Source organism: bacterium (genome assembly GCA_026129405.1).
GTDB lineage: Bacteria > Desulfobacterota > Binatia > DP-6 > DP-6 > JAHCID01.
The window spans coordinates 172,910-185,973 of the sequence record JAHCID010000008.1 but is presented as its reverse complement, the minus strand read 5'-3'; the positions used below and the strand labels follow the sequence as shown (position 1 = coordinate 185,973).

Genomic DNA, 13,064 nt, shown 5'->3' with positions numbered 1-13,064 from the left:
CTCAACCCCGCCGCCCGCTACGGGTGGCGCATGCCCGACGTCGCCGTCGTCTCGTACTGTCGCACCGGCATCGCGCGTGCCCGCCGCGGCGCCCTGAACGCCACCCACGGCATCCCGCTGACGGCGCACGTGCTGCGCCACGCGGCCGCGCGCGCCGGCATCGAGGCCGGCGAGGTCGAGGACGTGGTCGTCGGCTGCGGCCTGCCCGAGGGCGCCACCGGACACAACGTCGCGCGCAATGCCGCGCTCGACGCGGGCTTCGGCGTCGCGGTGCCGGGCATGACGATCAACCGCTACTGCGGCTCGGGGATCAGCGCGGTGTCGATCGCGGCCGCGCGGATCGCGGCCGGCGAGCTGTCGGTCGCCATCGCGGCCGGGGTCGAGAGCATCAGCATGGTGCAGTTCGACCTCGACATGCACGGCTTCTTCTACGAGCCGCTCCAGCTGCGCATGCCGGCCGTCTGGTGGACCATGAACCAGACCGCCGACTTCGTGGCGCAGAAGTACGGCATCAGCCGCGCGGCGCAGGACGCCTACGTGGTGCGCAGCCAGCAGCGCGTCGCCGACGCGGCGGCCGCGGGATACTTCGCCGAGGAGATCGTCCCCTTCACCACGACGATGGAGGTGACCGACGAGGCCACCGGCGGCACCATGCGCCGCGAGGTGACGCTCGACCGCGACGAGGGCCCGCGCCCCGACACCACGCTCGAGAAGCTGGCGGCGCTGAGGCCGGTATACGAGGGCGGCACCACCACCGCCGGCAACGCCTCACAGCTCTCCGACGGCGCCGCGGCGCTCGTCCTCATGGACGCCGGCCAGGCCGCGCGGCGGCGGCGGCCGATCCTGGGGCTCTTCCGCGGCATGCAGCTCGCGGGCGTCGCACCCGAGGAGATGAGCATCGCGATCACGCCCGCCGTCCGCCGGCTGCTCGCCCACCACCGCCTGGCGACGGCCGACGTCGACCTGTGGGAGCTGCACGAGGCCTACGCGGTGACGACGCTCTACAACCAGGCCCGGCTCGACACGCCCTGGGAGCGCACCAACGTGAACGGCGGCGCCATACCGCTCGGTCACCCCTACGGGATGTCCGGCATCCGCTACGTCGGCTCGACGCTGCTCGAGCTGGCCCGCCGCGGCGGGCGGCGCGCGGTGGTCGGCGTCTGCACGGCCGGCGGCATGGCGACCGCCGCCTACCTGGAGCGCGCCTGACGACGACCCCGATCGTGCTCCCCTCCACGCCGGAGACGGCGCGCCGGAAGGTGCGCGCCGCCGAGGGCGCGAGGAGCACCTGCGACCCCGCGCCGGCGCGCGGCTACGCCGGGTAGCGCAGCAGCGTCAGGCGCTCGAGAGCCCACGCGGTCTCGTCGGCGGCGCAGGCGGCGTCGAAGTCGATGGCGGTCGCCGCCGGATCGTCGACCCAGGTGCGCAGCCCGGGCCCGCCGTCGATGACGTCGATCGGCAGCCGCGGATCGTACTCGTAGGCGAAGTCGCGCCAGAGCGCGTAGTCGGGCCGCCAGGTGCGGATCGCCTTCAGGAAGAGCGCCACCAGCCGATACGGGCGGAAGACCGCGTGGTCGTAGCCGGGATCGTCGACGTGCACCTGGAGGCCGGCGCACACCTGCCCCGCGTGCTTGTGGAAGGTCGGCATGAAGAAGCACGGGCGCAGGCGGCAGCCGCGCAGCCACACCGGCGCGAGACGCTCCATGGTCGCGAGCAGCGCCGCCACGTCGAGGTCGGGGGCGCCGAAGAGCTCGAGCGGCCGCGTCGTGCCGCGACCCTCGGACAGCTCCGTCCCTTCGAGCAGCACGGTCCCGGGGAAGACGCGCGGCATGCTCGGCGAGGCGGCGTTCGGGCTCGGGTTGACCCAGGCCAGCTCGCCGAGGGGCCAGCCGAAGCCCGGGCCGGCGGTCGGGTCCCAGCCCTCCATCGCCACCACGGTGAGGTCGACGTCGAGGTTGCGGGTGCGCCGGAACCACTCCGCGGCCTCGCCCAGCGTCAGCCCGTGTCGCATCGGCAGCGGCCCCGCGCCGACGAAGCTCTCCCAGCCGGGACGCAGCCGCGTGCCCTCGACCGGCCGGCCCGCCGGGTTCGGGCGGTCGAGCACCCACACCGCCTTCCCCGCCTGCGCCGCCGCCTCGAGGACGTAGAGCAGCGTGGTGAGGAAGGTGTAGATGCGGGTGCCGACGTCCTGCACGTCGACCAGCAGCACGTCGAACGCGTCCAGCATCGCCGGCGTCGGCCGGCGCACGCTGCCGTAGAGGCTGAAGACGGGGATGCCGTGGCGCGGGTCCACGTAGTCGTCCGTCTCCTGCATGTTGTCCTGCTTCTCGCCGCGCATGCCGTGCTGCGGGCCGAAGGCGGCGGCGAGGGGCGTGTCGGGGCACGCCATCAGCGCGTCGACGGCGTGCTGGAAGCCGCGCGTCATCGACGCGGGATGCGCGAGCAGCGCCAGACGACGCCCGGCGAGCGGGCGGCGGAGCGCGGGATCGGCGAGCAGGCGGTCGATGCCGAGCCGCATCACGCCGCCGCCCCGAGGCGCAGCATGAACGCCGCGCGGTCGTGGAAGTCCGCACGCGCCGCCGGATGCGCCAGGGCGCGGAAGGAGCGGCCGGCACCGGCGAGCACGACGCTCAGCCCCACCTCGAGCGGCGCCGCCGCCAGCTCGGGCAACGCCTGCAGGTCGATGCCGGCCTCGAGGCGCCAGCCGTCGGCCGTCGTCGTCGTGGCGACATCGACGAGCCCCGCCACCCGCTCCTCCCACCGCATGTCCTCCCGATAGCCGGAGAAGCGGTAGAGGTTCCAGTCGCCCGACGGCGCCAGGTTGAGCTCCCAGTAGGCGGCGCCGGCAGCGGGCGCGACGAAGGCCTCGCAGCAGGTCTCCTCCCACAGGCGGTCGGCGCGCCGCGGGACGGCCGACGGCGGCGGCAGGTGCAGCCCGGCGCGCGCGCCGTCGAGCTTCCAGACGCAGCGCAGGACGCCGCCGGCGCGGCGGGCGCCGGCGCGTACGCGCAGGGCGGCGAATGCGACGTCGCCGGGGAAGGGGACGAGATCGCGCATCAGCCGAGCCGGCGGCGGATCGTCGCCGCCGGCTCGGCGCCGGCGTCCTCCTGGAGGCAGCGGCTCGCGCCGGCGATGCGGTCGAGCGTCGCACCGGGCGCGAGGCCCGCCCACGCCTCGCCCCAGGCCCGGTCCCGACGCCGGAGCGCGGCGAAGTCCGCCGGCGCCGCGAAGCGCGCGTCCGGGGTGCGCAGCACGTCCATCGCTCACCTCCACCCGCGAGGAGTTTGCGCATGCCTCGCGCGTCGACGCTCGGGTTGCAAGTCCATGGCAATTCGTCGCGACCGCGTTTTTCGTCTTGCCTCGGCGCCGGCGCGTGCGCGATCTTCCGGCGCCACAGGGGGAGACTTCATGAAGCGACGCGACTTCCTGCGCACCGCCGCCGTCCTCGGTGCGGCGAGCATGATCGGTACCCGTCCCGACGACGCCGATGCGAAGCGGCTGCCCGGCGGCAGCATCCTCGACCGGCCCGCCGCAGCGGCCCCGATCGACACCATCGTGGTCTGCATGATGGAGAACCGATCGTTCGACCACTACATGGGCTGGCTCGCCACCGACGAGACCTACCTCGAGACCGGCCGCAGCCTATGGGGCAAACGCTTCCGGGTCGACGGCAGCACGACCCAGACCTACGCCCGTGCGAACGGGACGCGGGTCGCGACCTACCCCATGCTGAGCGAGCTCGCGCAGCCCTGGCGCGGATGCGGATTCCGCGATCCCGGCCACGGCTGGAACGCCGGGCGCGCGCAGCGCGACGGCGGCTTCCTCGCCACCGGCAGCGGCAACGACGAGTTCGCGCTCGGCTGGTACCGCGAGAGCGACCTGCCCTTCTACGGTGCGCTCACGCGGCGCTTCACCACCTTCGACCGCTACCACTGCTCGGTCCTCGGCCCCACCTATCCGAACCGCGAGTACCTGCACTCGGCGCAGTCCGGCGGGCTCAAGAACAACGCCTTCCCGTTCGAGGTCGGCTATCCCAACGGCTTCCCGTGGGCGACGATCTGGGATCGGCTCGCGGCCGCCGGGGTGCCGGCGCGCTACTACTACGTCGACCTGCCCTTCGTGGCGCTCTTCGGCCCGCGCCTGGCGCCGATCGCGAGCCCGATCGCCAACTACTTCGAGGACGCGGCCGCGGGACGCCTGCCGCGCGTGGTCTTCCTCGATCCGGGCTTCCTCGGCGAGTTCCAGAGCGACGAGCATCCGCACGGCGACGTGCGCGACGGCCAGCGTCTCGTGCAGCAGTTCGTGAAGGCGTTCGTGGAGTCGCCGCACTGGCGCTCGGGCGCGTTCATCCTCACCTACGACGAGTGGGGCGGCTTCTTCGATCACGTCGCGCCGCCGCGGCTGCGCGACGACCGCGCCAATCGCCGCGACGATCAGAACGACTTCTCGCAGGCCGGCTTCCGCGTGCCGACCCGGCTCATCTCGCCGTTCGCGCGGCGCAACTTCGTCGACCATCGGGTCTACGACCACACCTCGATCCTGCGCTTCATCGAGTGGCGCTTCCTCGGCACCCGGGCGGACGGCGTCGGTAGCCGCCGCGACCCGGTCTATCTCACCGAGCGCGACCGGCACGCGAAGAACATCGCCCAGACCTTGAGCCCGACGGCGCCGGACTTCGACTTCGACACCGGCCCCGTCGACCCGGGCAGCTCGCCGGGCTGCGGCTCGGAGGCGGCGGCGACGCTCGCGGCGCGGGCGGCGCTCCCACCCAGCGATTTCGAGCGCGGCGTCGACTGGGTCGCGAGCCAGGGCTACCGGATCGGCAACTGGCTCCCGGGCCGCTGAGCCCGGCTCAGGCGTCGTCCGCGAACGCCGCCCGGCGCAGGGCCGCGAAGGCCTGCGCCAGGGCGGGCGCCTGCCACGAGGCGTTGAGCCCGCTCGGGTTTGGCAGCAGCCACACCCGCGCCGGGCCCAGCGTCTCGGGCTGCTCGCCGACGCGCGCCGTCCTGCGGCCGAAGGCGACGCGGTAGGCGTCGAGTCCGAGGAACGCGACCCACCGCGGCCGCATGCGCGTCACCAGCCGCGCGAGGCGCTTCCCGCCCGCGCGCAGCTCCTCCGGCGTCAGCTCCGCGGCGGTCGCGGTCGTGCGCATGACGAGGTTCGTGACCCCGAGCCCGAGCGCCGGCAGCGTCGCCGCCTCGCACGGCGCATAGAGCCGCGGCGTGAAGCCGGCGCGGTGCAGCGTCGGCCAGAAGCGATTGCCGGGTCGCGCGAAGTGATGACCCGTGGCGCCGGTGTAGAGGCCGGGATTGATGCCGACGAAGAGCACGCGCAGACCCGGCCCGACGACGTCGCGCACCGTCCAGTCGCGCGCGGCCTCGAGCATCGCCCGATCGGGACGCGGATGCCGTCCCGGCCCCGGGCAGCGGGGGCGACGCACGGCGGCCCGGCCGGCCCGCGTGCTCACGGTGCCGGCTCCGCCGGGGCGGAGGCATCGTTCGGGCCGGACTCGGATGGCTCCCCGTCCGTGCCGATCGGCGCCAGCGCCGCCGGCGCCGCGGATGCGTCACGCGCGGACGGCGGCGGCGCGGCCGCGCGCGGCGCTGCGCCGTACCAGATCTCGACGTCGGCCGGCGACGCGTCGAGGCGCACGGTGGCCGCATCCGGGTTCTCCACCGGGATGCCGTTGACGGTGACGGCGACGATCGGCCGCGGCAGCGGTGACGGCACCACGATCTTCCCGGGCGGGACGACGAGATCGCCCGAGACCCGCAGGCGCACGACGTCCGGCCCGTCGGCGCGGATGGCGTAGTTGAGGATGCCCCAGTGGGTCGGCAGCCGGCGCACGGCGACGCCGCCCTCGGCCGCGAGCCACTCGGGCTTCACGCCCGCCGCGAGCACGAGCGCCTGGTCGGCTTCGCGCTCGTACGCGAGCAGATTGCGCACCGCCTGCACGAAGCCGGCGCCGACCCACGTGTGCGGCATGTCGCCGATGAAGCGCGGCAGGTCGCGGTCGAGCCAGACGACCTCCGCCCATTGATTCCACGCCGCCGGGCGCCGATCGGCCATGAGGTAGTCGAGCAGCGCGTGCGCGCGCTCGCGCTGGCCGAGGCGCACGAACGCGGCGACGTTGCGCAGCTCGTAGGGCGAGTACGCCTGCCCGCTCCAGGTGCCGTCGAGCCGCGTCTCGATCTCGCCCCAGTAGCGGTCGTAGGTGGCGCGCACGGCGTCGGGCGGCAGCCGCTCGAGCTCGCCGCCGGGCACGATCGCGATGCTCGTCGAGGTCGGGTCGAAGTCGCCGAGCTCGACCGAGCCCGGGAGGTACGTGATCTGGTGCATCGCCATCGTCGCCGCGAGCGACGCGAGCAGCGTCTCACGGAAGTCGTCGCGCAGCCGCGCGTACGCGGTGGCCGCCTCGTCGTCGCCGACCACGACTGCGAGCGCCGCCGCGTCCTTCAGGCCGCGCAGCGCGAAGAAGTCGTCCCAGTAGGCGTGCACCGGGTGCCCCGAGTAGCCCTCGTGGCTGATCGACTCCGGCAGCAGGCCGAAGTACGCGCGCCGGTCGGGCTCGCGCCAGGCCGCCCCCATGCGCTCGGCGCGCAGCGCCGCGATGCGCGCGACGGCCCGCTGCACGTGCGGCCAGAGGTCGTGCACGAAGCCGGCGTCGCGGGTGTAGCGGTAGTACTCGGCGAGGGCGTAGATGAACGCGCCCTCGCTGTCGTTCTCGGGCGTCCAGTCCGGGCCGCGGGCGTCGACGCAGCAGGGCACCGCGCCGCTCGGCGCCTGGAACGTCGCATACCAGCGCAGGAAGTCGCGCACCTCCTGCGTGAAGCCCATCTGCAGCAGCGCCTCGGACTCCATCGCGCCGTCGCGGATCCACGAGCGCGCGTAGGTGCGCGAGCCCGGCTGGAGCGCCGCCCGGTCGCGGTTGACGAGCGTGTACGCGATGGTCGAGCGCAGCGTGCGCGTCAGCGCCTCCGCCGCCGCCGGCAGCGACACCTCCGTGCGGCCGAGGAGCCGCGTCCACTGGCGCGTGACCGCCTCCTGCTCGGCCGCGACCTGCTTCGCGTCGACCGCGGGCGGCACCCCGTCGCCGCCCGCGTGCAGCGGCACCGCGATCGCGACCTCGCCGGGCTTCCCCGGCTCGAGCCGCAGCGTGAACTCGAGCGCGCCCGACGCGAAGCCGAACGGATCGGTGACCTCCTGGTCGGCCGGCGGCACGCCGAGGACGAGGTACTCGGGGACGGCGCCGTCCTCGAAGGTCGCGGCCCCGAAGCTGCTCGGGCGCGTCAGGGGCACGATCGAGCGCGCCTGGTCGACGCGGACCACCTGGCCGTCGAAGCCGAGCTCGCGGATCTGCGCCACGCCGCCCTGCATGTTGAGCGCCTGCCACGGCGGCAGCACCTGGAACGGGCGGATCGCGAGGAAGAGCTTCACCTGCTCGCGGGCCCCGCCGCGGCTGTCGATCCGGTAGCGCACGTAGAGCGTCGGCCACTCCGGCGGCCCCGACGCGAACGCCGTGAGCCGCAGGCGCAGGCCCTCGTGGCGCCACACGACGACCGGAAGCGCCCCACCCTCCTGCTCCTGCCAGATATCGGCGTCGTGCCAGGTGACGAGCCGGCCGCGCGTGTAGAGGAAGGGCTCGATCGAGAAGGCGCGGTCGATCTCGACCATGCCCTCCTCGTTGACCAGCGCCTCCTGCACGCCGCCGTCGACACCCACCACCGTCCAGTAGGTCTGCTTGCCGAGGAGGTACTTCGGATACAGCCCGGGCGGCGAATCGTAGGCGATCGCCGAGAAGAAGGCGTTCGGCGAGTCGGAGAACTCCACCGGCTTCACCGCGACGTTGGCGATGCCGAAGCCGCGGCCGCGGCTGCTGCGCTCGAGGTCGAGCCGGATCCAGCGCGCCTCGGTGTCGGGCATGTAGATCCAGGCGCGGTTGCCCTTGCCGGTGTCGGTGCGGAACGCCGGCGTCCAGGTCGCGCCGTCGTGCGACGTCTCGACCGTGTAGGCGACGGCGTAGTCGGTCGCGTCCCAGTCGATCACGAGGCCGCCCAGCTCGCGGTTGCGGCCGAAGTCGAGCGTCAGCGACGCGGTGGCGTCGTCGGGCGCGCTCTTCCAGGCGCTCGCCGGCATGCCGTCGACGACGTGCGCCGCGTCGAAGCCCGGTCGCGCGCTCGACGCGGTCACCTGCGGCGGCGCGGCGTCGGCGGCGATCGGCTCGCGCGCTTCGAGCACGACGTCGTCGAGCCAGAGCGTCCCCGGTCCCGGCTCGCCGCCGCTGACGGCGATCTCGATCGCCGCCACCTCGCGCGGCCCGCCGTCGGCGTCCGGGCCCCAGGCATGCGTCAGCCGCGAACGGCGGATGACCATGGCCTGCCAGGTGCGCGGGAAGGCGAAGCCCGGCATGCGCCGCCACCAGACGTTGCCGCGCCGATCGACGAGCTTGAACTCGAACGTGCCGCGCGGCGCCTGGCCGCGCAGGCGGAAGCGGAAGGCGAAGTTCTCGGGCAGCTCGCGGCCGACCTCGTGGCGCAGGATGACGAAGCCCGAGGCGTTCGCCAGATCGTAGTCGAGGCGCAGCGCCGTGCCCTCGTCGTCGCGCTCCCAGGTGAGCGCCGTCTTCGTGCCGGGCGACGCGGCGGCCGTCCAGCCGGCCGCGACGTCGAAGGTGTCGAGGACGACCGGCTCGGCGGCATGCGCCACGGGAGCCGGCCCGACCGCCAGGCCGAGCACCAGGGCCGAGATCCCGGCGATCAGTCCTCCAGCCCACCGTCCCACCCCTCTAGGCTCCAGCGCTCCCACGGACCAGGGCGCATGGTTCCATGCGCCCGCGAGCTGCACCAGAGCCGGGCCTGCGTCAGCCCGGCACCGGCAGCTGCGCACACGCCGGGGGCGCCGGCGTCTTCGGGGCCGCGGTGAAGCGGTCGACGGTGTCGTACTTCGCCGTGCTCGGCGGCTGGCCCTTCGTCCGGGCCGGGGCCTCGGCGCACAGCACGGTCGTCCCGCCGACCGCCAGGCGGACGGCGACGCGCCCCTGGCGCGGCTCGTCGAGCGAGTAGCCGAACGCGGCGCCGCCGCCCTTCACCGTCAGGCTGTCCGCCCGCAGGCTGACGCGCGTGACGGGATCGCCCTTGGCGCCGCGATAGCTGTAGGTCGGGTTCGCCGCCGAGCCGGCAACGCTCCAGCGGCCGGCGGCGAGCGGCATCGTCGCCACCTCGGCGCTGCCCGCCGCGCCGTAGACGACGAGGGTCGCGCCGTGGAGCGTCGGATCGCCGGCGCCGCCCCGCGCCGGCATGACGATGCGCTGCCCCGGCACGTCGCGCGCGGTCTTGGCGACGAAGGTCAGCTTGCGCTTGCCCGGAGACGGCGGCGTCGTGCGGTCCCGCAGCTCCAGCTTCGTCGTCTGGATGCGCGCGAAGGTGGGGCCACCCGGAAAGCTCGTCGCGTCCGTCGGCAGGGTGCCCGCGTCGAGCTCGTCGCGGTCGAGGACGCCGTCCTGGTCGCGGTCGATGCCGGCGCGGATGCCGCTGCCCGGCGGCACCGCGGTGAACGTCTGCGCCTGCCCGGCGACGGCGGCGAGCGCGACCAGCGCCGCCGTCGTGCGGGGCGCGTCGGCCGCGCGGTCGAAGACGAAGGAGCCGCCGCCGGCGTAGAGGCCGCCGCGCACCTCGCCGTCGACGACGCCCTTCACGACGACGTCGCAGGCGCCGGCGTCGGCACGGGCGAGGAGCAACGCCAGGCGGCCGGTCGTCCCGGCGTCGGGACCGGCGCCGACCGTCACCTGCTGCCCAACGACCGCGGCGAGGCCGGTGTCGAGGCTCAGGATGAACTGCTCGACGTTGCGGCGGTTGGTGTTGGGATCGGCGCCGAAGCTGAAGCGCGGCGCATTGAGGAACTGGAAGACGGTCGCCACGCCGCCGTTGTGCAGGAAGCCGACGCCGCGCACCTGGTCCCCGAAGACGACGCCCGGATTTCCCGGGCTCGGCGGCAGGCCGAACATGCCCACCTTCGCGTACGCGTTGCGCAGGTGCGGGATCTTGAAGTCCTGCGGCTCGCCGTCGTTCGCCGAGATGCGGCTCGTGCCGAGCGGCAGCGCGTGACAGAAGTTGCACGTCCGCGGCCCGTCCGAGAAGGCCGTCGTGTAGAAGTCGTGGCCGGCCTGCTGCGCCGGCGTGAGCGAGCCGTCGAGCGCGCGGATCGGGCTCGGCGGGTACTCGATCGACAGCACGAAGTCGGCGAAGGCCTGGAATTGCTGGTCGCTCAGCGCCGCGGCGCGGCCGAGCAACGTCTCGAAGGCCGGGTTGAACTGACGCAGCGCCTCCGCCACGTCGAAGGTATCGCTGCCGGGCACGCCCGCCCCGGTGCGATCGCCGCGCCAGTGCATCGCGCCGGCGACCGCGAGGCCGCGCAGGCTCTGCGTCGCCATCGGTCCCTTCATCGGATGGACGGGACGCGCCGTGATGCCGGGGACCATCGGGTTCTTGTTCGCCACGACCGGGCCGAAGGGGTCGCCGAGGTCCCAGGCCAGCGAGTCGAAGTCGCCGAAGACGTGGCAGCTCGCGCAGGCGTTGTCGCCGTGGGCGGACGTGGCGGCGGCGTCGTAGAGCAGGCGGCGGCCGCGCTTCGTCGACGCCGGCGACGGGTCGTACGGCAGCGCGAGGCGCGCCGTCTCCGCCCGCCGGCGCGGATCGCTCAGGTTGGTGACCACCGAGATGCCGTGGCCGATGCGGTTCATGACGAAGAGCCGGTCGCGGGCCGCGTCGAGCGCGAGCCCGCTCGGGCCGTCGCCGACCGGGATCAGCGTGCGCACGAGGGTACCGGCCTCGAGCGCCGCCGCGTCGACGGCGGCGACGGCGGCCGAGCCCAGCGCCGCGACGTAGAGGGTCGCGCCGTCGGGCGAGAAGGCCATGTCGGTCGGGAAGGCGAGGCTCTGCGCGATCTCGGCCGCCGGCCCCGGCGCGACGCCGTAGCTCACGTGCGGGTTCAGGTGCACCGGCGTCACGCTCTGCCCGGAGACGACGCTGATGCGGCTCTCGGTGAGATGGCCGCGCAGGATCGGCTCGAAGCGGACGGCGTTGCGCGCCTCGGTGTTCGAGACGAACAGCGTGCCCGTGGTCGGGCGCACGGCCATGTTGAAGAGGATCGTGCCGACGCCGCTGGTCGCCGTCTCGTTGCCGAGGGCCGCCGGCGGGTTCGCGCCGGCGGCGATGCGGAAGACGTCGTAGTCGGGCAGCGAGAACGCCAGCAGCGCGGCCCAGTCGCGGTCGAGCTCGTCGACCCAGCGCGCACCCTGGCGCTGCACGATGAGCCCGACCTCGGGCCAGCCGGGCGTCGCGCCCGGCGGCGGCGGCGGCAGGCCGCCGTTCGGCGAGACGACGCGCTGGAGCAGCGTCGTGGTGCGGTTGCCGGACTGGAACACGGCCGCATAGACCGTGCCGCCGTCGGGGCTGACCGCGAGCGCGCGCGGCGTGTCGCCGAAGAGCTGGATGATCGAGAGGGGGGTGCCGCCGAGGCCGGGGCCGGGATCGTCGGCGTCGAACGTCCACACGTCGGCGCGGCCGACGCCTTCGGTGGTGAGCTCCGGGTCGCCGGGCCGGTTCTGGCCGCGGTGCGCGGCGGTGATGAACGCGCGACCGCGGCCGGGGCCGGCGAAGACGACGTCGCGCGGCTCGTCGCCGACGAGCAGCGTGCGCCTCACGTGGGACCGGCCGACGTCGGCGGGATCGAGCTCGACGATGCTCACGCTGTCCGACAGCTGGTTCACCACCCACGCCTCGGTGCGCCCTGCCCCGTTCACGCGCGACGCCACCGCCACCGGCTCGAGGCCGACGGGCACCTCGGCCACCAGCGTCGCGCCGCCCGCCGTGAGGGCGTAGACGGCGAGGCGCGCGTCCGGCGTGTTGACGGCGAACAGCCACTCGCCGCCCGGGCTGATGGCGAGCGGGCGTACGTGGCCGGTCTCGAAGTTCGTGAAGCTGGCGGCGTGCCCGGCGCCGGCGCCCAGCACCAACGCGGCGCACGCTGCGACGACCCTGCGCATCATCCCGATGTCCCTCCGCGACGCGGTCGCCCCCGACGCGGGGGCTTCGCGGGCGGTGGAACCAGATCCGACGCGTCCCTGTCCACGACTTTGCGGTATCCCGCCGCCAATGGCCGGGAGGCGGCCCCGATCCGCCCCCCCGGACGCCGCCACCGGCGGGCCCCGACCGGGGCCTCGGCCGGTGCCGCACGACCGCCTCCTTCGAGGCTCAGCCCTTGACGCCCCCGCTCGTGATGCCCGCCACGTACCACCGCTGGAGCACCAGGAAGAGCGCCACCACCGGCACGACGGTGACGACCGCGCCGGCCATCACCAGCTCGGTGTCCTGCACGTGCTCGCCCACGAGGTTCGCGAGCGCTACCGGCAGCGTGTAGCGCGCCTCGTCGGCGAGCACGATGAGCGGCCACAGGAAGTCGTTCCACGAGCCCATGAAGGTGACGAGGCCGAGCGTCACGAGGATCGGCGCGCAGAGCGGCAGCGCCACGCGCGTGAAGACGCGCAGCTCGCCGGCGCCGTCGACGCGCGCGGCGTCGAGGACACCGTCCGGCAGCCCGGCCGCGTACTGGCGCACGAGAAAGATGCCGAAGACGCTGGCGAGGCTCGGGATCATCACGCCGATCCAGGTGTCGATCCAGCCGAGCGCGCGGAGCTGGAGGAAGAGCGGCAGCATCGCCACCTGCCCCGGCACGACGAGCGCGCCGAGGAGCAGCGCGAAGAGGCGGTCGCGGCCGCGGAACGGCAGCTTCGCGAAGGCGTAGCCGGCGAGCGTGTTGCACGCGAGGGCGACGACCGTCGTCGCGGCCGCGAGCCCGGCGCTGATCGCGAGATGCCGGCCCAGGTCGAGGCGCGCGAACAGCGCGCGGTAGTGCTCGAGCGTCGGCGCGCTCGGCCACAGGCGCAGCGGCACGGCCGTCGCCTCCCCCGCCGGCATGAACGACGCCGACACCATCCACAGGAGCGGCAGCATCGTCAGCGCCGCCGCCACTACGAGCACGGCATGCACGACGAGGGTCTCCATCCC

The 13,064-nt window shown here is 74.3% G+C and carries 8 protein-coding genes and 1 pseudogene; 2 read left to right on the top strand and 7 right to left on the bottom strand.

What is annotated here, in order from left to right:
* The first annotated feature begins 30 nt into the window (after positions 1-30).
* Positions 31-1,209, top strand: a complete 1,179-nt coding sequence (locus KIT14_22465) for an acetyl-CoA C-acyltransferase (GenBank protein ID MCW5893288.1) — start codon at positions 31-33, stop codon at positions 1,207-1,209.
* A gap of 103 nt (positions 1,210-1,312) precedes the next feature.
* Here KIT14_22465 and KIT14_22460 read toward each other — a convergent pair whose 3' ends face one another.
* The 3 genes from KIT14_22460 to KIT14_22450 are packed head-to-tail and all read right to left on the bottom strand — an operon-like array spanning position 1,313 to position 3,260.
* The gene (locus KIT14_22460) at positions 1,313-2,518 is read right to left on the bottom strand and encodes a DUF1343 domain-containing protein (protein MCW5893287.1); all 1,206 of its coding nucleotides are present in this window, start codon (positions 2,516-2,518) and stop codon (positions 1,313-1,315) included.
* Entirely contained in the window at positions 2,518-3,057 is a 540-nt protein-coding gene (locus KIT14_22455) for a hypothetical protein (GenBank protein MCW5893286.1), read from the bottom strand. The genes KIT14_22460 and KIT14_22455 overlap by 1 nt, the downstream gene beginning before the upstream one ends.
* Positions 3,057-3,260: a hypothetical protein gene (locus KIT14_22450; GenBank protein MCW5893285.1), complete on the bottom strand. Its 204-nt coding sequence runs from the start codon at positions 3,258-3,260 to the stop codon at positions 3,057-3,059. Before KIT14_22450 ends, KIT14_22455 begins: the two co-directional genes overlap by 1 nt.
* A 148-nt stretch (positions 3,261-3,408) precedes the next feature.
* Here KIT14_22450 and KIT14_22445 point away from each other — a divergent pair, with 148 nt between their 5' ends.
* A complete protein-coding gene (locus KIT14_22445; protein MCW5893284.1) occupies positions 3,409-4,845 on the top strand; it encodes a twin-arginine translocation signal domain-containing protein in 1,437 nt (478 codons plus the stop codon).
* Between the two features lie 7 nt (positions 4,846-4,852).
* Here KIT14_22445 and mug read toward each other — a convergent pair whose 3' ends face one another.
* From mug to KIT14_22425, 4 genes and pseudogenes are all read right to left on the bottom strand, one after another.
* Positions 4,853-5,386, bottom strand: coding sequence for a G/U mismatch-specific DNA glycosylase (gene mug, locus KIT14_22440; protein MCW5893283.1), 534 nt, complete (start codon positions 5,384-5,386; stop codon positions 4,853-4,855).
* 77 nt (positions 5,387-5,463) lie between these two features.
* A complete protein-coding gene (locus KIT14_22435) occupies positions 5,464-8,781 on the bottom strand; it encodes a discoidin domain-containing protein (protein ID MCW5893282.1) in 3,318 nt (1,105 codons plus the stop codon).
* Positions 8,782-9,448: 667 nt separating this feature from the next.
* Positions 9,449-12,046 (bottom strand): annotated as a pseudogene (locus KIT14_22430) (hypothetical protein).
* A 205-nt stretch (positions 12,047-12,251) separates the two neighbouring features.
* On the bottom strand, positions 12,252-13,061 hold the full coding sequence (locus tag KIT14_22425) for a carbohydrate ABC transporter permease (protein MCW5893281.1): 810 nt from the start codon (positions 13,059-13,061) through the stop codon (positions 12,252-12,254).
* Positions 13,062-13,064: the final 3 nt, after the last annotated feature.